At 70.9% G+C, this 23,500-nt stretch carries 22 protein-coding genes; 15 read left to right on the top strand and 7 right to left on the bottom strand.

The window, feature by feature from the left end:
* Window positions 1-150: 150 nt before the first annotated feature.
* From AC24HA_RS11795 to AC24HA_RS11770, 6 genes are read right to left on the bottom strand one after another with little or no spacing between them, the layout of a single operon-like run.
* Window positions 151-1,596: a hypothetical protein gene (locus AC24HA_RS11795; protein ID WP_425710135.1), complete on the bottom strand. Its 1,446-nt coding sequence runs from the start codon at window positions 1,594-1,596 to the stop codon at window positions 151-153.
* Window positions 1,593-2,840, bottom strand: a complete 1,248-nt coding sequence (locus AC24HA_RS11790; RefSeq protein WP_425710134.1) for a phosphotransferase — start codon at window positions 2,838-2,840, stop codon at window positions 1,593-1,595. The genes AC24HA_RS11795 and AC24HA_RS11790 overlap by 4 nt, the downstream gene beginning before the upstream one ends.
* Window positions 2,818-4,848: an ABC transporter ATP-binding protein gene (locus AC24HA_RS11785; protein ID WP_425710133.1), complete on the bottom strand. Its 2,031-nt coding sequence runs from the start codon at window positions 4,846-4,848 to the stop codon at window positions 2,818-2,820. The genes AC24HA_RS11790 and AC24HA_RS11785 overlap by 23 nt, the downstream gene beginning before the upstream one ends.
* On the bottom strand, window positions 4,848-6,134 hold the full coding sequence (locus AC24HA_RS11780) for a glycosyltransferase family 4 protein (protein WP_425710132.1): 1,287 nt from the start codon (window positions 6,132-6,134) through the stop codon (window positions 4,848-4,850). Before AC24HA_RS11780 ends, AC24HA_RS11785 begins: the two co-directional genes overlap by 1 nt.
* Window positions 6,131-7,411, bottom strand: a complete 1,281-nt coding sequence (locus tag AC24HA_RS11775; RefSeq protein WP_425710131.1) for a glycosyltransferase family 4 protein — start codon at window positions 7,409-7,411, stop codon at window positions 6,131-6,133. The genes AC24HA_RS11780 and AC24HA_RS11775 overlap by 4 nt, the downstream gene beginning before the upstream one ends.
* Window positions 7,401-8,804 carry a glycosyltransferase family protein gene (locus AC24HA_RS11770; RefSeq protein ID WP_425710130.1) on the bottom strand — a complete coding sequence of 468 codons (1,404 nt, stop codon included), beginning with the start codon at window positions 8,802-8,804 and terminating at the stop codon, window positions 7,401-7,403. Before AC24HA_RS11770 ends, AC24HA_RS11775 begins: the two co-directional genes overlap by 11 nt.
* A gap of 252 nt (window positions 8,805-9,056) precedes the next feature.
* Here AC24HA_RS11770 and AC24HA_RS11765 point away from each other — a divergent pair, with 252 nt between their 5' ends.
* Window positions 9,057-9,812 carry an NUDIX hydrolase gene (locus tag AC24HA_RS11765; protein ID WP_425710129.1) on the top strand — a complete coding sequence of 252 codons (756 nt, stop codon included), beginning with the start codon at window positions 9,057-9,059 and terminating at the stop codon, window positions 9,810-9,812.
* Window positions 9,813-9,976: 164 nt separating this feature from the next.
* Here AC24HA_RS11765 and AC24HA_RS11760 read toward each other — a convergent pair whose 3' ends face one another.
* Window positions 9,977-10,111: a hypothetical protein gene (locus AC24HA_RS11760; RefSeq protein WP_487563510.1), complete on the bottom strand. Its 135-nt coding sequence runs from the start codon at window positions 10,109-10,111 to the stop codon at window positions 9,977-9,979.
* Between the two features lie 340 nt (window positions 10,112-10,451).
* Between AC24HA_RS11760 and AC24HA_RS11755 the strand changes: the two genes are divergently transcribed.
* From AC24HA_RS11755 to AC24HA_RS11690, 14 genes are all read left to right on the top strand, one after another.
* Window positions 10,452-11,732 carry an aromatic ring-hydroxylating oxygenase subunit alpha gene (locus AC24HA_RS11755; RefSeq protein ID WP_487563509.1) on the top strand — a complete coding sequence of 427 codons (1,281 nt, stop codon included), beginning with the start codon at window positions 10,452-10,454 and terminating at the stop codon, window positions 11,730-11,732.
* Window positions 11,729-12,289 (top strand): aromatic-ring-hydroxylating dioxygenase subunit beta, encoded by a 561-nt coding sequence (locus AC24HA_RS11750; protein ID WP_425710128.1) that lies wholly within the window; start codon window positions 11,729-11,731, stop codon window positions 12,287-12,289. The genes AC24HA_RS11755 and AC24HA_RS11750 overlap by 4 nt, the downstream gene beginning before the upstream one ends.
* A complete protein-coding gene (locus tag AC24HA_RS11745) occupies window positions 12,286-12,567 on the top strand; it encodes a hypothetical protein (RefSeq protein WP_425710127.1) in 282 nt (93 codons plus the stop codon). Before AC24HA_RS11750 ends, AC24HA_RS11745 begins: the two co-directional genes overlap by 4 nt.
* 65 nt (window positions 12,568-12,632) lie before the next feature.
* Complete coding sequence (locus AC24HA_RS11740) at window positions 12,633-13,589, top strand: dihydrodipicolinate synthase family protein (protein ID WP_425710126.1); 957 nt, start codon at window positions 12,633-12,635, stop codon at window positions 13,587-13,589.
* On the top strand, window positions 13,586-14,560 hold the full coding sequence (locus tag AC24HA_RS11735; protein WP_425710125.1) for a hypothetical protein: 975 nt from the start codon (window positions 13,586-13,588) through the stop codon (window positions 14,558-14,560). Before AC24HA_RS11740 ends, AC24HA_RS11735 begins: the two co-directional genes overlap by 4 nt.
* Before the next feature lie 92 nt (window positions 14,561-14,652).
* Window positions 14,653-15,495: a cyclase family protein gene (locus tag AC24HA_RS11730; RefSeq protein ID WP_425710124.1), complete on the top strand. Its 843-nt coding sequence runs from the start codon at window positions 14,653-14,655 to the stop codon at window positions 15,493-15,495.
* A 3-nt stretch (window positions 15,496-15,498) separates the two neighbouring features.
* Entirely contained in the window at window positions 15,499-16,377 is an 879-nt protein-coding gene (locus AC24HA_RS11725) for a carbon-nitrogen hydrolase family protein (RefSeq protein ID WP_425710123.1), read from the top strand.
* A gap of 12 nt (window positions 16,378-16,389) precedes the next feature.
* Window positions 16,390-17,841, top strand: a complete 1,452-nt coding sequence (locus tag AC24HA_RS11720; RefSeq protein WP_425710122.1) for an NAD-dependent succinate-semialdehyde dehydrogenase — start codon at window positions 16,390-16,392, stop codon at window positions 17,839-17,841.
* Window positions 17,842-17,870: 29 nt separating this feature from the next.
* On the top strand, window positions 17,871-18,065 hold the full coding sequence (locus AC24HA_RS11715) for a ferredoxin (RefSeq protein WP_487563508.1): 195 nt from the start codon (window positions 17,871-17,873) through the stop codon (window positions 18,063-18,065).
* A gap of 3 nt (window positions 18,066-18,068) precedes the next feature.
* Window positions 18,069-19,298, top strand: a complete 1,230-nt coding sequence (locus AC24HA_RS11710) for an NAD(P)/FAD-dependent oxidoreductase (protein WP_425710121.1) — start codon at window positions 18,069-18,071, stop codon at window positions 19,296-19,298.
* Window positions 19,295-20,152 carry an SDR family NAD(P)-dependent oxidoreductase gene (locus AC24HA_RS11705; RefSeq protein WP_425710120.1) on the top strand — a complete coding sequence of 286 codons (858 nt, stop codon included), beginning with the start codon at window positions 19,295-19,297 and terminating at the stop codon, window positions 20,150-20,152. The genes AC24HA_RS11710 and AC24HA_RS11705 overlap by 4 nt, the downstream gene beginning before the upstream one ends.
* Window positions 20,153-20,302: 150 nt before the next feature.
* A complete protein-coding gene (locus tag AC24HA_RS11700; RefSeq protein WP_425710119.1) occupies window positions 20,303-21,316 on the top strand; it encodes an ABC transporter substrate-binding protein in 1,014 nt (337 codons plus the stop codon).
* Between the two features lie 526 nt (window positions 21,317-21,842).
* Window positions 21,843-22,664, top strand: coding sequence for an ABC transporter ATP-binding protein (locus AC24HA_RS11695; RefSeq protein ID WP_487563507.1), 822 nt, complete (start codon window positions 21,843-21,845; stop codon window positions 22,662-22,664).
* Window positions 22,661-23,479 carry an ABC transporter permease gene (locus tag AC24HA_RS11690; RefSeq protein WP_487563506.1) on the top strand — a complete coding sequence of 273 codons (819 nt, stop codon included), beginning with the start codon at window positions 22,661-22,663 and terminating at the stop codon, window positions 23,477-23,479. Before AC24HA_RS11695 ends, AC24HA_RS11690 begins: the two co-directional genes overlap by 4 nt.
* Window positions 23,480-23,500: the final 21 nt, after the last annotated feature.

Here is a 23,500-nt window from a genome sequence, read left to right as displayed (position 1 = left end):
GTACTCGCGACGCGTTCCTCGTGTCCTCGATGAGTTCCCCGTGTCTTCGATGAATGGTCGGGTCGGGGCCGCCCATTCGATGACGTTCGGCCGCACGCTCGAGGGGCAAGAACCGCACGCTCGAGGGGCGAGAGCCGCACCCTCGATGACTCAGGGGGTCGGTTGGGCGACGCGGCGCAGGAGGTCCGTGGCGACCGCGCGCCACCGGGGTCGGTACGCGTAGACGCCGGCCAGTCGCAGGCGCGTGGCGTCGGCATAGTCGGCGACCCGCTCCGTGTCCGTCGGGGCCGCGCCCGCCAGGAGTCCCGCGCGGGCGGCGTGGGCCAGGTCCGGTCTGAGCAGCCCCTGCGCCTGGCGCAGCTCGAGGTGGACGACCGCGTTGGCGATGTCGAGCGCTCGCTCGCCGACGGCGAGGGTGTCGACGTCGATCATCCCCACCGGGCCGGCACCTGCGATGGCGGCCCCGTCGACGGCATACGCGCCTACGCCGCCGCCGCCGGCATCGCCGTCGGCATCCGCGCCTACGACACCGCCGTCGGCGCCCTCACCGGCCCCGTCGTCGGCGCCCTCGCCGGCACCCGCGTCCCCGGCTTCGACCGGGTCCGCGAGCAGCAGCTGCTTGTCGTGCAGGTCGCGGTGCAGCACACCGAGGTCGTCTCCGCCGCGGTCGGCCAGGAGTGCGGCCGTCACGCGGTCGCCTGCCCGCGCGACGAGCTCGGGGTCGAGGAGCCCGTGGGCGACCGCCGGGTCGAGCCAGTGCGCGATCGCGGAGAGCTCGTCCTCGGCCCCGTGCCGTGCGGCGACCCGGTCCTGGGGCGCGTCGTGCAGTCGCGTCACCGCGGCACCCGCCGCGCGCCAGGCGTGGTGGGCCCGGCTCGGCGTCCAGTCCCCGTCGGCGCCGAGGTCGTGCAGGGTACGGCCGGGCACCACGCTCCACAGCAGCACGCCCGCCTCGAGGTCCGAGCCCTCGAGCAGCCGCGGCACCGTCACGCCGTCGATCAGCTCGGCGACGAGCCGGCCGCGGCCCGCCAGGTCGTGCGACCGGCTCGGACGTACCACCTTCGCGAACGCCCGCGGGGCCGCTCCCGGGCCGGGAAGGGCCACGACGGCGCGGCGTCCCGGCCGGTGGGCCACGAGCAGCGCGCCAGCCTCGGCGAGGACGCCGGGCAGCGCACGGAGCCGCGCGTCGGCCCCTGCGGGCTGCAGGAGGACGTCGCCCACGACGGACGCGGGCGCGGGGGCCCCGCGTGCAGCCTCGGCCAGGGCGTCGCCGTCGGCGAACCACTGACCGGCGACGGTGGCGCCGCCGGAGGTGAGCTCCAGGAGCGCGTGATTACGTCCGCGCGGCCAGGCCCGCACGACGTCGTAGCGCCGGCCGTCGGCGACGAGGCTCTTCGGCGGACGGGGGGCGGCACTCCGGCGGGCGGCGTGGCGCGCTCGCGGCGGCTCCGGGGCGGGCGCCGGCTCGGGGCCGGGCGCCGGCCCGGGGCCGCCCGCCGGCTCCGGGACGGGCGCCGGCTCCGGGACGGGCGCCGGGCCAGGTCCCGTGGCCGAGGCGCCCACGAACAGCCGCGCCGGCCGCAGGCCCCCGGTCACGGGGCCGCCAGCTCGCGGGCCGACCCGACCAGGGCGGCGACGGCGTCGGGCCAGTCGGGCGTGTGGCGCCGGAAGGGCTCGGCCGCCCGCCGGAGCACCCCCGCCGCGCAGTGCAGCCGCAGCAACCGGGCGTCGAGCAGCCCGCCGGCACCGGTGTACCCGGCCAGCAGCGGTGCGAGCAGCTCCTCGGGGTCCGGGGCGCCCGAGCCCGCGGCAGCCACGTGCGCGCCGTACCAGGAGCCGAGGTCGCTCATGGGGTCGTCCAGCCGGACGCGATCGAGGTCGAGGACGCTCACCGCGGCCTCGGTGCCGGTATCGGCGACGGCGCGGCCGGGGGCGTCGTCGTCGGGGGCCGCTCCATCCGGTCCGCCGCGGACGATCACCTGATCGGCGGAGAAGTCGCCGTGGACCACCCGGGGCTGCGCGTCGCCGAGCGCCGCGCGGAGCCGCTCGGCGACCGCTCGCGCGGTGGGGGCCACGCCGGGCAGCACCGCCAGCACGCCGTGCACGGCATCCTCGAGCTCGAGGACGTGGTCACCGGTCGTCAGCCCGTCGATCGCGGGCTGCCGATGGATCTCGGCGAGCGCGGCGCCCGCCAGCGCCCACAGCCCGTCCACGCTCGGCCCCGTCACCGTGTCCAGCGCGACGCCCGGCACCCAGTCGTTGACCACCGTCCCGGCGCGTCGGTCGACCCGGTCCACCACGGGCACCGGCAGCCCGGCCAGGGCCGAGTAGCCGGCCAGCACCGCCGGCAGGTCGGTCGGACGGTGGACCTTGGCCAGCTGCGGCACCCCTGCGGGGCCGTCGAGGCGGGCGACCCAGCGCCGGCCGGGCTTGTACACGAGCGGATCGAGCCGCTCCGCGTCACGGACCAGGTTCCGGATCCCCGGCAGATGACGGTCGGCCGTCGCGTCGGCCACGGCGACCCCGCGCCGCACGTCGACGGCGGAGCCACGCCCCACGTCGTCGTTCTCGCCCTCCCGGGCGATCTTGTCGAGCTTGGGGGCGGCCTCCTCGGTGACGGCGAGGGCCTGCGCGAGGAAGGTTCCGCCCTCGAGGTCCCGCATCCTGAGCCCGGCGACCATGGACGTGCCCGGCTTGTAGCGCACGTAGCGGATCTGGGCGTCGGCGACGGCCCAGCCGAGGCTGCGCGCCAGCTCGAGGGGGCAGAGGACCTCGGCGAGCCCGGGAACCGCGGGGTCCGCGGCCACGAGCCGCGCGTCAACCGGTGCGACGACGGCCATGACGCTCCTTCCTGTCGTGGTCCGGGACGAGTGCGCGGACCGGGCGGTGGTCCAGGGCCGGGCGGTGGTCTCGGGCCGACCCACCGGCTGGACGTCTCCCGGTCGTCGCACCCGGCCGGCGGTCGGGGTACGTGTCCGGTGCAGGGTCTACGTCCGGTGCCGGGCGCTCCTCGGGGGCCTGGTCCGCCTCCGGCGCAGGGTCCTCCTCCGGCGCAGGGTCCTCCTCCGGGGCCGGGTCCAGCTGGGCGAGCCGGGAGCCGGCGTCGTCGAGCAGGTCTCGGGGCGCCCCCTGCTCGACGATGCGGCCGCGCTCGAGCACCACCACCTCGTCGCAGTCGAGGGCGGCGCCCAGCTCGTGCGTGATGACCACCGTGGTGCGGCCCTCGGCCAGGCGGTCGATCGCCTCCAGGACCTGCGCGGAGTTCTTCGGGTCCAGCCCGGTGGTCGCCTCGTCGAGGATGATCACCGGCGCGTCGCGCAGCATCGCCCGCGCGATCGCGATGCGCTGGCGCTGGCCGCCCGAGAGCGTGTCGCCGCGCTCGCCGACGATCGTGTCGTAGCCGTCCGGCAGTGCCGTGATGAAGTCGTGGGCGTTCGCGGCTCGCGCGACCCGTTCGATCTCCTCGGGGCCGGCTCCTGCGCGGCCCATCTCGATGTTCTCGCCGATGGTGCCGTGGAACAGCACCGACTCCTGCAGGACGATCGCCACGTGCGCGCGGAGGGACTCCACGGTGACGTCGCGCAGGTCGTGACCGTCGAGCTTGACCGCGCCGGCCACCGGGTCCTGCAGCCGGAGCAGCAGACCGGCCATCGTGGACTTGCCCGACCCGGAGTGCCCGACGAGCGCGACCTTCGCACCGGGGCGGATGCGCAGCGAGACGCCGTCGAGGGCCGTGTCCGACCCGGTGTAGGACGCGGTGACGTCCTCGAACCGGATCTCGCCCGCGAGCCGACGGATCGTGTAGGCGCCGTGCTGGTCGGCGACCTCCTGCTCCGTGTCCATGAGGTCGAGGATCCGCTCGCCGGAGGCGGCGGCCTTGGCGATGCGCCCCGTGTACTTGGCCAGGTCACGCATCGGCCGGAACGCGGTCTTGAGGTACTGGAGGAACACGACCAGCTCGCCCGGGGAGAGCGAGCCCCGCACCACCGACCAGCCGCCGACCAGCATGACGACGCCCGTGGCGACGCCCACCAGCACGTCCGTGGTGCGCTCGAGCCCGGCCGAGAGCCGGGTGGCCTTCACGCCCTCCTTGAGCTCCTGGTTGTTCGACGCCGCGAACGAGGACTCGAGCCGCTCGGCCAGCGAGTAGGCCTGGACCACCTTGATCGCGCCGAACGACTCGCCCGCCGCGCCGGCGAGCTCGCCCTCGCGGCGGCGCTGGACGCGCGAGGCGGAGGTGATCCTGCGGGTGGAGCGCGAGCTGGACAGGGCGAACAGTGGCAGGGTCGCCAGGACGACGAACGCGAGGACCCAGTCCAGGAGGAACATCACCACGAGCATCGCCACGAGGGTGACGACGTTGCCGAGCAGCGGCATGGCGGCGGTGATCGCGACGTCCCGCAGCCTCCCGACGTCGGCGATCAGCCGGGTGATGAGGTCACCGCCTCGGGTGGAGGAGTGGAAGCGCAGCGAGAGCCGCAGGACGTGCGCGTAGACCTTGGCGCGCACCGAGGTCATCGCGCGGGTGCCCGCGAGCGCGAAGAGCACGGTCGTCAGGTAGGCGGTCAGCGCGCGCAGCGCGGCGATGGCGACGACGGCGATCGCGCACATGATCAGCAGGCGAAACAGGCCGGGGTCCTCGGCGGCACCGGGGGCGATGACGCCGTCGATGACGAACTTCAGCGGCCAGGGCTGCAGCAGCCGGAACGCGACCTCCGCGAAGAGCGCGACGAATCCGCCGACGACGATCCCGCGGTGGGGCCGCAGGTGCGGCCGCAGGAAGGTGAAGATGTGCTTGAGCGAGGGCACGACCGAGCGCAGCTCGGACGCGGGCGCGCGGGAGGCCATCAGATCACTCCTCGCGCCGCGCCGACCGGGGCGGCGACCGGGGTGCCGACCGGGGCGGCGACCGGCGTGGAGCTCGGGGTGGCGACGGTCGCGGAGCTCGCGGGCGGCGCCACCAGGTCGAGGCCGGCGGCGGCCAGCGAGCGCTCGACGACGTGGCCCCAGGTGTGGGCGGAGGCCACGTGCTCGCGCGCGGCGGCGCCGGTCCGGCGGCGCAGCCAGGGGTCGTCGGCCAGCACGTGCAGCATCCCGGCGAGCACCACCGGGTCGGAGCCCGGCACGAGGAACCCGGTGCGCGCGTGCGTGACCACCGCGGGCAGCTGGCCGACCTCGGAGGCGACCACCGGCAGGCCGGCCGCCATGTACTCGTAGACCTTGAGCGGCGAGAAGTACCCCTCGCCGGCGTGCGGGTAGGGGGCGGTGGCGACGTCCATGCGGTGCAGCTGGGCTGGGATGTCCACGGGCGCCACGGCCCCGGTCATCTCGACGGCGTCCCCGATCCCGAGCGACTCGGCCTGCGCGCGCAGCGGGCCGGCCTGCGGGCCGTCGCCCACGAGCAGCAGCCGCGCGTCGACCACGGAGCGCCGCAGGAGCGCGTGCGCCTCGAGCAGGGTCTCGGTGCCGTGCCACGGCTTGAGCGTGCCGACGAACCCGACCGTGAACGGTCGTCCGTCCTCGTCCGCCTCGGGGCGCGGGCGGATGCGGTCGACGTCGACGCCGTTGGGCTCGACCACCACGTGCGACGTGCGGTCGGCCGGGAGCTGTGCGCGCACCCACTCGGCCACCGGCTCCGAGACGCAGACGACGGCGCTCGCGTCGGTCGCGGCCCGGCGGATCACGTCCTGGGCGATGTCCGCGCGCACGAGCCCGCGGTGCCGCGCCTGCTCCTCGGGCAGGGGGGCGTTGACCTCGAGCACCGCAGGGATCCCGTGGGCGCGGGCGTACCCGGTGCCCGCGGCGGACCACAGGGAGTAGCGCTCGTAGACGGCGTCGAACGGGCCGGCGGCCTCGACGGCGTCCCGCATCCCGGCGTCGGCGGCGATGGCGCGGGCCTCGCGGTCGGCGACGTCGGCGCCGCTGATGCGGCCGAGCTCGTGGACCGTCAGGCGTCCCCGGGCGCGGGCCGCCTCCGCGGCGGGCCAGGGCGAGCCGCCGGTGCGGCGGCAGAACAGGTCGACGTCGTGACCGGACGCCAGCAGCACGCCGAGGACCTCCTGGACGTGGACCGAGGCGCCCTTGGTGCCGAAGACCGGGATCCCGGGGTCGGCGCAGACGTAGGCGATCCTCATCGGACCACCTCCACGGGGCGACCGACGGCTCGCTCGGCGCTCGCCGCCTCGGAGGTGGGGCGTGCGGCGTCCTCGAGCGCGGCGTCCTCGAGGGCGGCGACCTGGTGCCGGGTGTCGAACTGGTCCTCGACGAGGTCCCGGGCGGCGCGCGCGAGGCGGGTGCGCAGGGCGTCGTCGTCGAGGAGCCGCTCGATCGCCGCGGCGAGCGCGACCGGGTCGTGCTGGGGCACCTGCAGGCCCGTGACCTCGTGCCGCACGGCCTCCGTGATCCCGGTGACGTCGGTCGACACGCACGGGGTGCCCAGCGCCATGGCCTCGAGCAGCACCGTCGGCAGGCCGTCGGCGTTGCCGTCGGAGCCCACGACGCACGGCGCCGCGAAGACCCCGGCCGCGGCGACCTCGCCGCGCACCTCGTGCTGCGGCATCGGACCGGTGATCTGGACCAGGTCCGCCAGCCCGAGGGCCGCGACCCGGGCGCGCAGGGCGCCCTCGAGCTCGCCGCCGCCGACGATCCGGCAGCGGGTCGGACGCCCGGAGTCGCGCAGGTGGGCGATCGCGTCGACGAGCACGGAGAAGCCCTTCTTCTCGACGAGGCGACCGACGGCCACCACGGGCGCGTCGTCGTCCGTCCCACGGTCCGGGGTCGGCGCGGTGAACGGGAAGTCGTCCAGGTGCAGCCCGTTGTAGATGCGGTGGAGCCGGGTGGCGGCGACCGCCTCGGGGAAGACGCGGCGCAGGTGCCGGTCGTTGAAGTCGCTGATCGTCACCACGTGGTGGGCGCCGGCGATCTTGGCGGCCAGGTCGGCGGGGTCGACCGAGGAGTGGAAGATGTCCTTGGCGTGGGCGGTGAACGAGTAGGGGATGCCGCTGAGCAGCGAGGCCAGCCGCGCCACGGTGGTGGCGAGCGAGGCGAAGTGCGCGTGCAGGTGGGTCAGGCCGCGGCGCCGGGCCAGGAGCGCGACCTCGACGGCCTGCGCGGCGTCGTCGGCGCCCGCGGCGAGCAGCTCGGGCAGCGTGGCGGCCAGGCGGGGCAGCTCGGGTGCGGCGTCCCGCAGCGTCTGCCACAGGTCCTCCGCCCTGCGCACCCTCGGCACGTAGGTGACCGGTGCCCGCACCTCGGCGAGCGCGCTGTGGAAGCGCGGGTCCACCGGCGGGCGGAGCGAGAGCACCTCGATGTCCGCGCCGCGGGCCTCGCGGCCGAGGATCTCGGAGACGATGAACGTCTCGGAGAACCTGGGGTACATCTTGAGGACGTAGCCGATGCGTTCACGCGACATGGTGGTTCTCCCTGGTGGGGGCGAGGGCGGTGAGCAGCTGGGGCAGGCGGCCGAGCCCGTCGAGGTCGACGGGCGAGCGGTGCGTCTCCCCGTCCGGACGGCGACGCCCCACGGGCCACGCCGTGCCGGTTCCCGGTGCGGCGGAGGGCGACGACGGGCCCGGGCCCGGGGCGGCAGGCGCGTCGATCGCACCGGCGAGCCAGGACGACAGTGCACCGGGTGTGAGCTCGTCGGGGTGGAGGTGGTCCAGGCGGCCCGTCGCGGCGAGGAGCTCCGCACGCACGAGCTGCTCGCGGCGGGGGCGCACCCGGGGGACGACGAGGAGTCGCCGGTCGAGCGCCAGCGCCTCGCACACCGTGTTGTACCCGCCCATCGAGACGACGGCGGAGGCACCTGCCAGCAGCGCCTCGGCGTCCTCGACGTAGGTGCGGACGGTGAGGTCGGACCGGGTGCCCGCGAGGTCGACGATGCGGTGGACGTCGTCCGTGGGCATCTGCGGACCGGTGACGAGGACACCGTGGTGCCCGGCCGGCATCGCTGAGCGCACGAAGGTCTCGGCGAGGTGGGCGCCGTCGGCGCCCCCGCCCACGGTGGCCAGGACGTAGGGGGTCTCCACCTCGGTGACCTGCTCGACGCGGCAGCGGCCGGCCGCGAGGTAGCCGGTGTGCACGGTGCGGGCGGCGGGCAGCGAGAGCTCGGCGGCGAGGTCGTGCACGGCGCGGTCTCCGTAGACCCACACCTGGTCGTACCACTGCCGCAGCGCCCGGTCCGACCGGTCGGCACGCCACTCGCGGCGCGCGGTGGCGGCGTCGTCGAGGATGTCCCGCAGTCCGAGGACGATGCGTGTCCCGGCGGCACGCAGCAGGTCGAGCGCCGGCTCGAGCTCGCCGAGGAACCCGCGCGGGTGCTTGTCCACCACGAGGACGTCCGGGCGGAAGGAGTCCAGCGCCGCGGCGAGGATGCTGCGCCGCATGTGCCGGATGTGCGTCTCGTCCACGGACAGGTGGCGGGCGGAGTAGACGCCCGTGGCGTCCTTGCTCAGCGCGGGCAGGGAGACGAGGTCGCAGTGCTCGGGGCGGTCGGCGGTGACCGCCTCCGGTGCCCCGGTCAGCAGGAGGATGTCGGGCGCGGGGTCCAGCGTGCCGAGCGCCCGGGCGATGGCCAGGTTGCGGCGGACGTGCCCCAGACCCAGCGCGTCGTGGGAGTAGAGCGCGACGCGCAGCCGACCGGCGGGTTCGACGTCGGACGGCGACGCCGGCACCCGCTCGTCGGTGGGCCGTCCGGCGGGGGAGGGCACGTCGCCCGGCACGGTGCCGGCGGGGGACTCGTCGGGCCGGACCGCCGTGGTGCGCGCGGAGACGCCCTCGGCCGGGCGCGTACGGCGCCTCGTCATGGTGCGCACGGTGGACCCCCTTCTTGCGCCCTGCTCGCCACGTAGCGAGCTGCCCGGTCGGGCGACGGCGTACGAAGTAGTTCACCCGACGCAGTTGTGACACCGGTGATGACCCGATGAGACGCCTTTCATCCACCGTCGGGACGCCTGCCGTTCACCCGCGGCCCCGGTTCCGCGCCCGGCCGAGCACCCGGTTCCGGGTCCGGCCCAGCTCCGGCCGAGAACCGCCCGATGGGGCGTGAGGGATCACGCATGACGAGAACCTCCTCGAGGGGGATGCGCGAGGAGGGCGTCGTCGGTGATGATCGACGGATGCACGCCGAGCTCTCCTTCGAACGGTCGTGCCGCGCGCTGCTCGTCGACGGCGCCGGCCGGGTCCTCCTCGTGGCGCACGAGGGCCCCGCGGGAACCGTCTGGGCCGGTCCCGGCGGTCCCGCCGGCCTCGGCGAGGCGCCCGAGCCCGTGCTCCGGCGCGCACTGCACGCCGCGACCGGTCTGCTCCTCGCCGACGGCGCGCTGCGCGACCTCGCGTGGGTCCAGCACGTGCCCGCCACCGGCGCGGGCCCGCACGGCGCCGGCGAGATCGTCGATGAGGTCTACCTCGTGCGCGTCCCGCACTTCGAGCCCGCACCCGCGGGTGGGCCGGCCCTCGTCGACGACGGCGCCGCGACGAGCGACGGCGCCGCGACGAGCGACGGCGAACCGTCGAGCAATGGCGTGCCGTCGAGCAATGGCGTGCCGTCGAGCAATGGCGTGCCGTCGGGCAACGGGGTCCCGATGAGCGACGGCGCCGCTGCTCGCGACGGATCAGCCTCCGTCGGCGGGGCCGCGGGCGCCTGGCCCGGGAGCACCGCCGCGATCCGCTGGTGGACGCCGCGGGAGATGACCGAGGCCTCCGGCCGCGGCACCCTGTTCAGCCCGCGGGACCTGCCCACGCGGCTGCCGGCCCTGCTCGCCTCGGCCTGGGACATGCCGGTCGGGGCGCCGGCCACCATCCGCGGGTACTGACGGCGCCTCAAGCAGAAACTGGTTCTGCGGAAACCCAGCCGACCGCCGGTGACTGCCCGCGGAGAGGTTTCGGCCCGTCGTCGGGGTCACGGGTCGCTGGGCCAGGGTGCCGTGCCCTGTGCCGCCCTGGCGTGCGTGCGGGTGATCTTCATCGGCTCGAGCGCCTACCGGTAGGGGTGGATGTCGTCGTCCGAGTACGGCCCGAGCCTGGTCACCACGGCGACGGCGAGGATCCATAGGCGAGTGGACATTCCGCGTTCGTTCTCACCGAAGCGAGCGAACGGGATCGTGGGTGTCATCGTCGTGGCGACGCCATCGGGAACGGGCAGGCCGTCGAGGGTGACGCTCTTCGTCGGAGATCGGCGGAGAGCCGTCGGCGGGCTACTGGTCGTTCGATGGGGCGACTGTGCTGAGGCGGCGATAGCTGCAGGTACCTCAAATGGCGTGGCCAGGGCCGACGGCTGCGCGAGAAGGTGTACAGGGCGTGCCGACGCGATAGACGCGCTTGCCATTTGTACGACAAGGTACCAAGATGGTTGCACGAAGCGTTTTCGTCGATGGAGACGGGGAGTGGTGATGACGGCTGAAGTAGATGTCCGGAATGAGCAGGTCCGCCGCGAGCGGTGGTCAGACGAGGACGTGTTCGAGCAGGAGATGCAGAGCATCTTCGCGACCTGCTGGCAGTACCTGGCGCACGACAGCGAGATCCCGTCGCCGGGTGACTACGTCCTGCGCAAGATCGGCCGCGACCAGGTCATCGTGGTGCGCGACGAGAACGACGAGATCCAGGTCCTCCTCAACACGTGCCGGCACCGCGGCGTGCCGCTGTGCCGGGCGGACAGCGGAAACACCTCCCACTTCCGCTGCAGCTACCACGGGTGGACCTACGCCAACACGGGTGCGCTCCAGGGCGTCACGTATCAGCGCGACGTCTACGGGAGGGACGGCATCGACAAGAAGCAGCTCGGGCTGTTCAAGCCCGCCAAGGTGGAGTCGATCTTCGGGCTGGTCTTCGCTACGTGGGATCCAGACGCCATGCCGCTGCTCGACTACCTCGGTGACATCGCCTGGTACCTCGAGACGGTCTTCGACAAGTTCCCCGGGGGCCTGGAGGTCGTCGGCACCCCCGTCCGCAACATCATCAAGGCAAACTGGAAGACTGAGGGCGAGAACCTCTCCGGCGACGGCTACCACACCACGGTGACGCACGCGTCCGCGTTCGAGCTCGGCCTCTTCGCGACGGAGAAGGACCTGGTCAAGCTCAGCGACGAGGTGACACCGAAGTTCACCGGCCGCACCGTCACCACCCCGCACGGCCACACCATGCGCATCCAGCGCCTCCCGCTCGTGCTGGAGGGCAACCACTACTTCGGATACCCGCACGAGATGTGGGCCGACATCGACTCGGTTCTCTCACCTGCGCAGCAGTCACTCATGTCCGCCATGTCGGTCGGTCACGGGTCGATCTTCCCGAACATGTCCTTCATCGAGAACTTCAAGACGAACATCGATGGCCCGGACATGCACGCCCGCTACATCCGGATCACTATGCGCTACCCGATCGACGCGACGACGTCCGAGCAGCTGTGGTTCATCTTCATGCCGAAGCAGGCGGACGATGAGTGGAAGCGACTCTCCCGCCTCGGGTACCTGCGCACCAACGGCCCCTCGGGACTTTTCGAGATCGACGACACCGAGAACTTCGTCGGCATCTCGGAGGCCAGCTACGGGGACCGTGCCCGTACGCTGCCGGTCACCCTCGAGGGCGGCAAGCACCACCCCAAGGCGCCCGATGACCTCGGCTGGCCCGGTGACGTCGTCGACGGCGACCGGACCGAGCGGACGATCCGGTGCTTCCACAGCCGTTGGGACGAGCTCATGACCGGTGCGTCCGAACCCCGGGCCGGGGTGGACGCATGAGCACGCCGATTCTCGGGTCGCGCCACACCTACACCCGACCCGAGTACGTCGACGCGGAGACGCACCGCGAGATCAGCGACTTCCTCGCGCTCGAGTCCGAGCTCCTCGACGACCGTCGCTTTCACGACTGGGTGGAGCTGGTGGCGGGGGACTTCACCTATCAGATGCCGACGCCGAAGACGCCGGACACCCCTTTCAAGCCGCACTTCGACGACCGCAGCATGCTCATCGACGAGTCCCGATGGTCGCTCGCCCTGCAGTGGTTCCGCCGGTTCGACGAGGACATCTACGAGATGGCGTGGGGGGAGAACCCTCCGGTGCGCTTCCGGCACTTCATCACGAGCGTGCGCGCGACACGAACCGTCGATCCCGACGCGTTCACGGTCAAGAGCAATGCCGTGCTGGTGGGGACCCGGCAGTCCGACCTGCCGAAATACATCACCGGTGAGCGCACCGACCGGCTCGAGCGCCGCGAGGGCGAGCTGGTCCTCACGCGTCGGTGGGCCGTGCTCGACCAGGTCGTCATCGATTTTCCCCAGCTGAGGATCCTGCTGTGAGCAACGAAACTGTCGACCATGGCACCTGGGTGATCTCCAACGAGTTCGCGGCCGTGAGCCTGCGACGGGTGCAGACACGCAACGGAGAGCGGTTGGAGATCACCTCGCTCGGGCACGAGCACTCGATCCAGCTCGACGCCATCACTCTGGAAGCGCTCACCTGGTCCACGCCGCTCGAGGTCGGCAAGGGCCTGGAGACCCCCTTCGGGCCGGACCCGAGCGAACCCCAGCACACGGACGCCACCGCACGCACGGAGAACGACGAGAGGGATGCATGAGGACGTATCAGGCAGGCGAGGCACGAGCGTGGGCGTTGGAGTCCCTACGAGGAGCGTGCGGGTGCGTGAGCCCGACCTTCACCAGTGATCTGTCCAGGCTCAACGAGACCGCGATCCGGCACGACGTCGCGCTCGCGAAGGAGCACGGCCAGAGCGGGGTGCTCATCGTCTCGGAGGCAGGCACGACCGCCGAGGAGATGCGAAGGTTCACCGAGATAGTGGTCGACGAGGCGGGCGACGAGTTCGTCACGGTGCTGCAGGCCAGCCAGCCCACCCTCGCCGCGACCGTGGCCTCGGTGGAGCACGGCGCCGCGGCCGGCGTGGACCTCGTCATGCCCTCCTACCCCCTGTACTTCAACCCGGCGACGACGGAGGAGGTCGTGGACTTCACGCGGACGGTGGCGGACGCTGGCAGGGACACCGGCGTGATCATCTTTGCGATGGACCAGTGGAACTTCGGCCGGCTCCACGCGGCGGGCTTCTCGGTCTCCCTCCTGGAGGAGATGGTCGACACGATCCCCCAGGTGGTCGCGATCAAGAACGAGGTCGGGGGCCCGGGCGTCGGCGGCATCGCCGCGGTGTTCGAACGCTTCAACGGCGAGGTCGTCGTCACCGACCCACTCGAGTTCAACGCGCCTGCCTGGATCGCGAACTACGGCATGCAGTTCATGGGCACCTCCAACTACGAGATCGTCGGTCCGGTGGTGCCGCGGATGCTGAAGCTGCTCTCGGACAAGGCGACCTGGGACCAGGGCATGGAGCTGTACTGGCAGATCGCGCCGGCCCGACGAGCGCACGCAGCCGTCTGCACCCCGCTCGTGGCGAACAGTGGGCTCGTCCCGCGTATGCACTGGAAGTACCAGGGCTGGCTCAACGGTTACAACGGGGGCCCCATCCGTCAGCCCCACATGCGCATCAGCGCCGGGCAGATGGCGACCATCCGCACCGCGGCGGTCAAGTCCGGCCTTGACGTCACCAACCTCCCGGACGAGGAGTTCTACGTCGGAAGGAATCCGGCGTGAGTGAGGATGCGGGTCAGGTCCGGCTCATCTACAGCGACGACGTCGATGCGCTGGCGACCCCCGAGCTGGGACTCGAGGCTGCGGTCGCGGCGGCCACGGTCGACCGCAGCACGGTGGCCACCGGCCGCGTGCAGGTCAACGGAGACGTGTCCTGGTCCCGGATCCTCTCGGGATCGATATCCGATCTGGACGTTACCGGGTACAAGGAGTTCCACCGGGTCGGCAAGCGGGTCAGGTACCACATTCACCTCTATCGGGAGTCGACCGGCGACGCGCTCGCCATCGTCGACGGTCGGCGGATCACGAGTCTGCGGACATCCTCGACGGCGGCCGCCGCAGTTCGTGCGTGGGCCAAGGGTCGCAGCGTGCGGGTCGGGCTCATCGGCTCGGGGGAGGAGTCCCGCGAGGGCCTACGCGCCCTGCGGGGGACCGTCGACGTCACGGGCGCGTCGGTATACAGCCCGACGCAGGCCAATCGCGAGGCCTTTGCGAACGAGATGGGCGAGGCACTGTCACTCAGCGTCGTCGCCTACGACTCGGCGGAACGGGTGGTCGAGGACTGCGACGTGCTGTACGTCGCGACGTCGTCGAAGGGTGATCCGTTCCTCGGGCTCGCCGAGGTCGGGCACATCCCGATGATCAGTGCCGTGGGCGCTACCCAGCGCATCGACCGGGAGCTGCGGGGCGATGTCTTCACCGGCGCCACGGTCGTCGTCGACGCCATGGACGCCGTCCTCGAGTCGGGCGACGGCCACGAAGCCATCGATTCCGGCTGGGACCCGAGTACCTCCCTCCTGCTCGGCGACTACCTCGCCCGGGCCGACCAGTTGGAGTCCGAGCGCACCCTGTTCAAGTCCATCGGCAGCGTGGAGCAGGACCTCGTCCTCGCCCTCCACCTGCTGGAGGCAGCCGAGCGCGAGGGCAGAGGAGTACTCGTCGACCAGATCGGCAGCCTCCGACTCATGCGCTGACCCGGGTGGGACGTGGCGGCCGCCGCACGGCCACGCCGCGCCCTTCCGACCCGCCACGTCCGAACCACCGACCACCTCAGTGAAGGAGCCGTATGCGCATCGTTGACCTCACCCACCCCTGGGGACTACACACCCCCGGCTGGGTCGGCTATCCCGGCGGCAAGATGTACTACACGCAGAACCTGCAGACGAACCAGATCGTCTCCCAGAAGATCGAGACATCGCTACACTCCGGCACCCACCTCGACGGGCCGATGCACGGCACGGACGGCGGCCTGGACATGGCGTCCCTCCCGCTGGACAAGCTCATCCACGCCGGCGCGATCGTCGACGTCTCCGACGAGGTCGGGGACTGGGACCTCATCGAACCCGAGCACATCACGTCCAAGGTGGAGGTGAAGAAGGGCGACATCCTCATCATCCACACCGGATTCCACCGGTACTACCAGGGGCAGTCGCAGCAGGACCTCGTTCGCTACTTCACCATGCACCCGGGTGGCAGCGTCCGACTGGCCCGGTGGATGGCCGAGATGGAGATCCGGTGGTGGGGGATCGACGCGGGCTCGGGTGACCACCCCATGAACACGACGATCCGCAACATGCGTCCCGACCTGCTCGAGAGGTTCGAGAAGCACGTCGGCAAGAGCTACTCCGAGTTCTTCGGTGGTGACTACCACTACACGCACCACATGTCCGGCCGCGAGGTGCAGTCCGACATCTTCCCCATGCATCACCTGGCCTTTCAGGACGGCTGCATCCACGCGGAGAACGTCGGCGGCGACATCGAGACCGTGCTCAACCGTCGCGCGGTCATCGGCGCCTTCCCGTGGAAGATCGAGGGTGGCGAGGCATGCCCCTGCCGCATCATGGCATTCTTCGACCTCGGGACGGACGAGGTCATCGAGGGCCTGGCCGGCGGAGAGCTGGCGGTCTGAGGGATGCCCGTCGTGCGGATCGGCCTCGCCCAGCTCGACCTCGGCGCCTTGGAGATCGAGTCGAACGTCGAGCGCACCGTCTCCGCCATCGACCAGGTGGCGGCCGACGGTGGGCGGATCGTCGTCCTCCCGGAGCTGGCGAACTCGGGTTACGTGCTGGAGCATTCGCTCCTGCGTGATCACGCCGAGCACGTCGATGCTCCCGGACCCGCGCTCACGGCGTGGTCCGAGCGTGCCGCGCACCACGGGATCACTGTGGTGGCGGGGTTCGCCGAGCGGTTGGGGGAGCACCTGTACAACTCGGCGGTCGTGTACGGCCCCGACGGCCGACGCCTCGCGCACTACCGGAAGCTCCACCTCTTCGCCGGTGAGTCGCAGGTCTTCGCCCCGGGCGACGTGGGGCTGCCGATCGTCGAGGTCGACGGCGTCCGGCTCGGCGTCGTCATCTGCTACGACCTGCGCTTCCCTGAGGCGCTCAGGATCCTGGCCGTCCGAGGCGCCCAGGTCGTCGCCGTACCGACAGCCTGGGTCGGCGGCTTCGACCGGGACGTCGTGCTGGGGGCCGACATCGGGCAGGTGCGCACCGCACGGGTGATGGCCAACCTCAACTCCATCGTGCTCGCCTGCGCCAGCCAGGTCGGCCAGACCGGTCCGCACTCGTTCCTCGGAAGCTCGGTCGTCATCGACGCCTTCGGCAACGACGTCGTCCCGCCCGCCGGGCGGGACGACGAGCGGGTGATCCTCGTCGACGTCGACCTGGACACCGTCTCGCTCGCCCGCGACCGGGGCGAGGGGATGAGCCCGCTCGAGCAGCGACGTACCGACGTCTACGGCGAGCTGCTCGGCTACTCCGATCCCGCCGCCTCCGCGGCGCACTCATAGGAAGCAGGAGCCATGACCACTTCGCACGCCCCCGCCGTCGACGCACACGTGCACTCCGACCTCTACATCGACGGTCGGTGGACAGCTGGCGCCGGACGGCGCGCCGTCAACGATCCTGCCACCGGTGAGGTCATCGCCGAGGTGGCCACCGCGGGCCCCGACGAGTGCAGGGCCGCCGTCGCGTCCGCTCATGGCGCGGCATCCACGTGGGCCGCCACCGCTCCACGTCAACGCGGCGAGATCCTGCGCCGAGCATTCGAGCTGATGACGGCGGAGGCGGACCGCATCGCCCGGCTCATCACGCGCGAGAACGGCAAGGCGCTGGCCGACGCACGGTCGGAGGTGGCCTACGCCGCAGAGTTCTTCCGTTGGTTCTCGGAGGAGGCCGTGCGCGTGCGCGGCGACTACCGCCCGGCGCCCGCGGGGGACAAGCAGATCATCATCACGCACGCGCCAGTCGGCGTCTCCGTCCTCATCACGCCGTGGAACTTCCCCGCCGCGATGGCTACCCGGAAGATCGCTCCGGCGCTGGCCGCCGGATGTACGACCATCCTCAAGCCGGCCTCCGAGACCCCGCTGACGGCGCTCGCCATCGCCGACGTGCTCGAGCGCGCGGGCGTTCCGGCCGGAGTGGTCAACGTCATCCTGCCTGAGCCCACCGGCCCACTCGTCAAGGAGATGCTCGACGATCCGCGTGTGCGCAACCTGTCCTTCACGGGCTCGACCGAGGTCGGTCGCACGCTCCTGCACGGCGCGGCCGACACCGTGGTGCGCACGTCGATGGAGCTCGGCGGCAACGCGCCGTTCCTCGTGCTCGAGGGCGCCGACGTCGCCGCTGCCGTCGAGGGTGCGATGGTGGCGAAGATGCGCAACGGCGGGTCCGCCTGCACCGCGGCGAACCGCTTCTACGTCCACGCAAGCCTCGTCGAGGAGTTCACCGTCGCCCTGACCGAGAGGATGGCCGCGGTCACGGTCGGTCAGGGTGACGAGGACGGCGTCGAGCTGGGCGCGCTGGTCTCCGTCAAGGAGCGCGACAAGGTTGCTGCCCTGGTGGACGGGGCGCTTGCGGAGGGCGCCCGGCGGACGACCTCTGCCACGGTGCCCGCAGAGGGCGCGTTCTACCCGCCCACGGTGCTCGTCGACATCGAGCCGACCGCCGACCTGCTCGCCCGCGAGATCTTCGGGCCGGTCGCACCGGTCGTCGCGGTGGCGGACGAGGACACGGCCGTGCGGCTCGCGAACGACACCGAGTACGGACTCATCTCCTACGTGTACGGCCCCGCTGGAGACGCCCTCCGGGTTGCCGGCCGCCTCGAGGCCGGGATGGTCGCCGTCAACCGTGCGGTCGTCTCCGACCCGGCGGCATCGTTCGGCGGCATGAAGCAGAGCGGCCTCGGCCGCGAGGGCGGGTTCGACGGGATCCACGAGTTCCTCGAGAGCAAATACGTCGCGGTGGAGATCTGAGCGCCGCGCTCGAGATCGAAGGAGAAGACATGAAGGTTCAGGTCGACCAGTCGGTGTGCCGCGAGTACGCCAACTGCGTGATGGAATCCCCGGACGTTTTCGACATCGACGAGGAGAAGGGCAAGGCGTTCGTCATCGTCGAGCAGCCCGACGCGAGCCTCCACGAGGAGGTGCGGGCCGCGGTCGCCTCCTGCCCCGTCCACGCCATCACTCTGGTCGAGTAGGTCATGCGTGACATCCACGACCGCGGCGTGATCATCGTCGGCGGCGGCATCGCGGGGATCAGTGTTGCCCGCGCCTTGCGAGCGAACGGCTGGGACGGCCGGGTCCGGATCATCTCTGGCGAGGAGCTGCCGTGCTACGACCGTCCGCCGCTCTCCAAGGAATTCCTCACCGGCGGCGACGGGCGAGACGTCACCGATCTCCTGGCGGACGAAGGTCAGGGACTTGAGAACGTCGAGCTGCTCGGGGAGCGGCTCGCCACCGACCTCGACACGGAGGCACGGCGACTGCGCCTCGACGACGGGACGACGGTGGCGTACGACCAGCTGGTACTGGCGACCGGCTCGGCAGTCCGCACGCTCGAGCTCGGAGACGATCCGGCGGCGGTGCACTACCTCCGCACCCGCGAGGACGCAACGAGGCTGCGCGCCGCCCTGCGGTCCGCGAGCGACGTGATCGTGGTGGGTGCCGGCTTCATCGGCCTGGAGGTGGCGGCGTCCGCGCGTTCCCTGGGGGCGGATGTGCGCGTCCTCGAGGCGGCGCCCGCGCCGCTGACCAGGGTGATCGGCACGGACAACGGGTCCGCCGTCGTCGACCTGCACACCCGGCGCGGCGTCGAGCTCCAGTTCGGAGCCGTCGTCGCCGGGCTGACACGCGTCGGCCAGCGGTACGAGCTCACGTACCGGCAGGGCGAGGAGTTCTCCACCGCCGACGCAGACGTCGTCGTCGTCGGCGTCGGCGCCGTCCCGAGCGTCGACTGGCTCGACGGCGCGGGGCTCGAGGTCGACGACGGCATCGTGTGCGACGCCGGCGGACGGACGTCCGCGCACGGCGTGTTCGCCGTCGGCGACGCCGCCCGGTGGCGCAACGAGCTCACGGGCGCCCATGGTCGGGTCGAGCAGTGGCAGTCGGCCCGCGAGCAGGGCGCCATCGTCGGCGCGAACGTCGCTCACGCGCTCGGGGCGCAGAGCGCGGTGCCCCAGACGTGGTGCAGTGTGCCGTACTTCTGGTCCGACCAGTACGAGCACAAGATCCAGTTCTGTGGCAGTCCGGGTTCGGTCTGGCACTCCCGCGAGACCAAGCGTGGCTGGGTGTCCGTCGCGGGTAGTGCGTCGGACGGCCGGCTGAGCGGCGTGCTCGCGATCGACAGTCCCGCGGTGGTGGCCAAGGGGCGCCGGCACGTAGCTGCCGGGATGGACTTCACCGCTGCGGTCGACTGGGTGGAGGCTCTGTGAGCGCCGCCGACCGCGCGCCGGACGGCGAGCTCCGCGCCGGGACCGCGCTCGTCACAGGAGCGACGTCGGGCATCGGTGCCGCGATCGCGGAGGTGCTCGCTCGCCGGGGCGTGCCGCTTGTCCTCGTCGCCCGCTCCGCCGATCGGCTGCGTGCCGCGGCGGACCGGGCCAGGACGCTCGGCAGCCCTGATGTGCGGCCCGAGCGTGCCGACCTCCTCGACGGGGCCGACCTCGCGAGAGTTGCTGCGCTCGCCACGCAGGCGGAGATCCTCGTCAACGCTGCGGGGATGGGCACAGCGATGCCGTTCCCCGCGGGAGAGCTCGCGGACGAGCAGGCGATGCTCGATCTCAACGTCCGCTCCCTCCTGACTCTCTCCCACGCGGCGGCCGGTGGCATGCGGCGGCGCGGCTCGGGCCGCATCCTCAACGTCGGCTCGACGGCGGCGATCTGGTCCGCCGGCACCTACGCGGGCAGCAAGGCGTGGGTGCACGCGACGACCGCCGGCCTGCGGTCCGGGCTCGCCGACGACGGCGTATCGGTCACGCTCCTTGTCCCTGGCTTCACCCGGAGCGAGTTCCACGCGCGCAGCGCCACGGATGCCAGCGGCGTCGCGAGCTGGATGTGGCTCACGCCGGAGCAGGTTGCCTGCGCGGGTGTCGAGGCGATGCTCGCCGGCCGCGCAGAGTGTGTCCCGGGCCGGCGATACCGCGCACTTGTGTGGATCGCGCGGCGATCGAGCACGGGTGTGCAGCGCAGACTGCTGCGCGCGTTCGCACCGCTGAGACCAGCCCTGAGACAGGCAGCGGGACGAACGAGGGAGAGCCGGACTGAAGCGGTGAGACCGCACCCTTGACAGCGCTAGATCTCCGGCTGACGACCGATGGTCGACGGATGCCACCCGTCGCCGACGGACCCGGCCGACCGCGCAGTGTGTCGACGCCGACGCGCTGTGGACCCGATCCACCACCTCAGGCCATAGGTGCCCTGACCGGAAGGTTTACTCATGCGCAAGCCAACAGTTGTCACGTCGATCCTCCTCTCCGTGGCGGTCCTCGCCGCCTGCGGCTCCGGCGACGAGGACCCAACGGTGGACGACGGCACCGACGTGGGGACCGCAACCGACGGCGCTGGCTCTGCTGAGCTCACAGAGCTCACCGTCGGCGTCATTCCGGTCGTCGACGTTGCCCCGCTCTACCTCGGTGTCCAGGAGGGAATCTTCGAGGAGCACGGACTCGAGCTGAATCTCCAGACGTCGGGTCAGGGGGCCGCCGCCATCGTTCCGGGCGTCGTGAGCGGGGAATTCGATATCGGTTTCGGGAACGCCGCGGCACTCATCACGGCACATTCCCAGGGTTTCGACCTCCCCGTGATCGCGCCCGGCTCGTCCTCGACCGGGATCGACGGTGAGGACTATGTGGGCGTCTTCGTCTCAGCGGAGAGCGACATCGGGGAGGTCGCCGATCTCGCCGGACGCTCCGTCGCCGTCAACACGCTCAACAGCTTCCAGGATGCCGGTGTCCGCGAGGCTGTGGATATGTCGGGCGGAGACGGATCGTCGGTGGAGTTCGTCGAGGTGCCGTTCCCGGAGATGCTTGCCGCCCTCGAAGAGGGGCATGTCGACGCGATCGCGCAGAACGAACCGTTCCTCACGATGACGCAAGAGGCCGGGGCACAGCTCGTGTCTTCCTACCTGGTGGATATCGCACCCGACACGCCGTTCCTCGTGGCGCCGTACTTCACCTCGGCCGAGCTCCGGGAGTCCGACCCGGCGACGGTGGAGGCGTTCGCCGCCGCCGTGCGCGAGTCGGCGGCGTTCGCCACGGAGAACCAGGACGCGGTGCGCGAGGTGCTCGGCACCTACACCGAGATCTCGCCCGAGATCGCCGAGGCGGTCATTCTGCCCCAGTATCTCGAGGAGGTCGCCCCGGCGCAGATGGAGTTCCTCATCGCCTTCACCGAGCGTCAGGGCCTGGTGGAGGAGCCCGTGGAGATCGCGTCCCTGCTTCCGGGGGAGTAGGTGACGTTCGGGATGGATGCAGCCGAGAGCTCGGCGCGTGACGTCGGCGCACGCGCGACTCACGTGCCGAGCTCTCGGCTCATTGAGGCCGCGCCGCCACCGCCTCCAAGTTCTCGTACTTCATGAGAACGGATCCGTACGATGCCGAGGTTGCCGTGCCACACATCAGCCCGATGTCCCTACCAGTTGCGCAACTTCGGCCACGCGTCCATCAGCCCGGGCGTTCTGAAAGGTCCTCGCGCGGACCTCTGTGTACTGGCCGGTCACATTCACATGTTGCTATCGGAGTCTCGGGCCCCGTGCCGCGCCCCCGGTGGCAGCGTTTCGCTGCACTCCCACGTGAGGAGCCGAGGGTGCTTCTCGCGCCGGAAACGAGCTCAGCCAGCCTGTTGACATGCTTGGCATATGTATGACAGTCTCAGGTAGAGCCGCTAGGTACTCATATCCCGACAGTGATGTCGAACGGAAGACCAGCAATGAGAAACGCATACCGGCGACCTAGAAGCAACCAACCCTTGAGGTGATCATGATGCTCCCCCGTCCGATTGACGGTCATAGCGTCCTGGAGGCCCGCGCAGATACCTCATCTCCGATTGCGGAAGTGGCCGTCCGTGAACTACACGTGTCGTTCGGCGACTTCACAGCCGTGCACGACATCACTTTCGAGGTCCAACGCGGTGAGTTTCTCTCCATCGTCGGACGAAGCGGATGCGGCAAGACGAGTCTGTTTAATGCGGTTGCAGGAATTCTCCCGCCGACCGCTGGCGTGGTGGAGTACAAGGGGGAGGACGTCAGCGGAGACCCGGGTCATGCCGGTTATATGCTTCAGCGCGACCATCTATTCCCGTGGCGCAGATTGCTTGACAACGTCGTAGTTGGTCTCGATGTGCTTGGACATAGCCGCAAGGCAAGCCGTGAGCGCGCACGTGAACTACTACCCCGATTCGGGCTCGAGGGATTCCAGGACGCCTATCCCGGTGAACTCTCTGGTGGTATGAAACAGCGCGCTGCGCTGCTTCGGACAGTCCTGCTAGATCGCGATCTCTTACTGCTCGACGAACCGTTCGGTGCTCTAGATGCGATCACCCGAGCGGAACTTCAGACATGGCTTCTAGGCATCTGCGATGAGCTGAGGAAGACGGTGCTGTTCATCACCCACGATGTCGAGGAAGCCATCTATCTCTCGGACCGCGTAGTGGTAATGAACGGGCCACCTGGCCACATCGCTGACTGCGCACAGGTTGACATCTCGAGACCTAGGGAATTTACCGACGTCGTCACGAGTAAAGGCTTCTCCGAACTCAAGCACCGTTTGCTGAACAGCATCTCGGCTGGGGGGCGCGCATGACGAACAACGACTTACGCGCTCCGGGAGCGCCGCGCGGACTTCGTATCGCCCGGTCGACCACCAAGACAGTGAGGGTGCTTCCATCGATCTTCCTCGTCCTGGCGCTGTTGGTCGCCTGGGAGATCTACGTGAGGGTGTCGGGCATCAGCGATCTTCTGCTCCCAACTCCATCGGCAGTGTTCCAGTCGCTCACTACAAGTTGGTCTATCTACCAGCCCGAAGCTATCGTAACCCTGCGCGAAGCGGTGCTGGGATTTCTGCTCGCCATACTCGTCGGCATAGGCATCGCGATTGCTATTACCTCCAGCAAGGTAATGCGGCTCGCAGTCTACCCGCTCGTGATCGCGTCGCAAGCGGTGCCCATTATCGCCCTCGCACCTCTGCTCATCTTGTGGTTCGGGTTCGGAGAGACATCGAAGGTGCTAGCCGCAGCGCTTGTCGCGTTCTTCCCGATCGTTGTGGGAGCCGCTGCTGGTCTTGACTCGCTGGACTCCGGGGCGGTTTCGCTGATGCGGTCGATCCCAGCAAGTCGAATGCAGGTTTTCCTCCGAGCCCGCCTACCGAACGCACTGCCGCAGATATTTTCTGGGCTCCGCGTAGGGTCCGTCCTGGCTGTCATCGGTGCGATTGTTGGAGAGTTCGTCGGCGCCGACCGCGGACTTGGCGTGCTGCTTGCGCGAGCAAACTCCATGTTGCAGTCAACCACTGTATTCGCCTGCATAGTGCTGCTCGCACGACTTGGCATGGCGCTCTTTCTTAGCGTCGTCGCCGCGGAGTGGCTATTGCTTCCGTGGCGCCGTGGCGGACGCCGCTGAGGCGCTACGACACCCTCTGCA

It is taken from the genome of Georgenia sp. Z1491 (assembly GCF_057652395.1).
The sequence above is the reverse complement of the archived record's forward strand: the minus strand, read 5'-3'. Positions and strand labels throughout refer to the sequence as shown.

Coding starts and splice junctions, on each gene's coding strand:
- AC24HA_RS11790 (WP_425710134.1), bottom strand. CDS start 2,840: ATGGCCGTCGTCGCACCGGTTGACGCGCGGCTCGTGGCCGCGGACCCC.
- AC24HA_RS11785 (WP_425710133.1), bottom strand. CDS start 4,848: ATGGCCTCCCGCGCGCCCGCGTCCGAGCTGCGCTCGGTCGTGCCCTCG.
- AC24HA_RS11780 (WP_425710132.1), bottom strand. CDS start 6,134: ATGAGGATCGCCTACGTCTGCGCCGACCCCGGGATCCCGGTCTTCGGC.
- AC24HA_RS11775 (WP_425710131.1), bottom strand. CDS start 7,411: ATGTCGCGTGAACGCATCGGCTACGTCCTCAAGATGTACCCCAGGTTC.
- AC24HA_RS11770 (WP_425710130.1), bottom strand. CDS start 8,804: ATGACGAGGCGCCGTACGCGCCCGGCCGAGGGCGTCTCCGCGCGCACC.
- AC24HA_RS11765 (WP_425710129.1), top strand. CDS start 9,057: ATGACGAGAACCTCCTCGAGGGGGATGCGCGAGGAGGGCGTCGTCGGT.
- AC24HA_RS11760 (WP_487563510.1), bottom strand. CDS start 10,111: ATGACACCCACGATCCCGTTCGCTCGCTTCGGTGAGAACGAACGCGGA.
- AC24HA_RS11750 (WP_425710128.1), top strand. CDS start 11,729: ATGAGCACGCCGATTCTCGGGTCGCGCCACACCTACACCCGACCCGAG.
- AC24HA_RS11730 (WP_425710124.1), top strand. CDS start 14,653: ATGCGCATCGTTGACCTCACCCACCCCTGGGGACTACACACCCCCGGC.
- AC24HA_RS11725 (WP_425710123.1), top strand. CDS start 15,499: ATGCCCGTCGTGCGGATCGGCCTCGCCCAGCTCGACCTCGGCGCCTTG.
- AC24HA_RS11720 (WP_425710122.1), top strand. CDS start 16,390: ATGACCACTTCGCACGCCCCCGCCGTCGACGCACACGTGCACTCCGAC.
- AC24HA_RS11715 (WP_487563508.1), top strand. CDS start 17,871: ATGAAGGTTCAGGTCGACCAGTCGGTGTGCCGCGAGTACGCCAACTGC.
- AC24HA_RS11710 (WP_425710121.1), top strand. CDS start 18,069: ATGCGTGACATCCACGACCGCGGCGTGATCATCGTCGGCGGCGGCATC.
- AC24HA_RS11700 (WP_425710119.1), top strand. CDS start 20,303: ATGCGCAAGCCAACAGTTGTCACGTCGATCCTCCTCTCCGTGGCGGTC.
- AC24HA_RS11695 (WP_487563507.1), top strand. CDS start 21,843: ATGATGCTCCCCCGTCCGATTGACGGTCATAGCGTCCTGGAGGCCCGC.
- AC24HA_RS11690 (WP_487563506.1), top strand. CDS start 22,661: ATGACGAACAACGACTTACGCGCTCCGGGAGCGCCGCGCGGACTTCGT.